Origin of the sequence: Vibrio sp. AIC-3, assembly GCF_013114515.1 — a bacterium.
Classification (GTDB): Bacteria; Pseudomonadota; Gammaproteobacteria; order Enterobacterales; family Vibrionaceae; genus Vibrio; species Vibrio crassostreae_C.
Genome location: NZ_VTXG01000086.1, coordinates 1 through 542 on the forward strand (window position 1 = coordinate 1; position 542 = coordinate 542).

A 542-nucleotide genomic window follows, 5' to 3' on the forward strand; every position below is an offset into this window, starting at 1 on the left:
TTCAAACAAGTTTGAATCGAATACAAGACACTTGAATGTGTTTGTTGTGTTTATCTAATGAAAGATAAACATTGAGAACTTTTAAATTTGATTGAATTACTCGTAAGTAAATCAATCAGTCAGCTTTCCAAATTGTTAAAGAGCTTGATTCAATAAAATGAACCATTTTTAAAGACTCTCGTAAGACTTTTTGTCGAACAAGAACGCTTAAAGATGGTGGAGCTATGCGGGATCGAACCGCAGACCTCCTGCGTGCAAGGCAGGCGCTCTCCCAGCTGAGCTATAGCCCCATCTAGGTCGATATTGGTGGGTCTGAGTGGACTTGAACCACCGACCTCCCGCTTATCAGGCGAGCGCTCTAACCAGCTGAGCTACAGACCCAATATCGTCTCTTTTACTTTCTAAACCTAATCAATCTGTGTGGACACTCATCGTAAGTATCTTCGTATAAGGAGGTGATCCAGCCCCAGGTTCCCCTAGGGCTACCTTGTTACGACTTCACCCCAGTCATGAACCACAAAGTGGTGAGCGTCCTCCCCGAA

General features: G+C 43.9%; 2 tRNA genes and 1 rRNA gene. All 3 read right to left on the reverse strand.

Going from position 1 to position 542, the window contains the following annotated elements:
* Window positions 1–214 precede the first annotated feature (214 nt).
* Window positions 215–290: transfer RNA gene (locus F0229_RS21740), tRNA-Ala, on the reverse strand.
* A gap of 14 nt (window positions 291–304) precedes the next feature.
* Window positions 305–381: transfer RNA gene (locus tag F0229_RS21745), tRNA-Ile, on the reverse strand.
* 67 nt (window positions 382–448) lie between these two features.
* Window positions 449–542: ribosomal RNA gene (locus tag F0229_RS21750) — 16S ribosomal RNA — on the reverse strand; the annotation flags it as partial.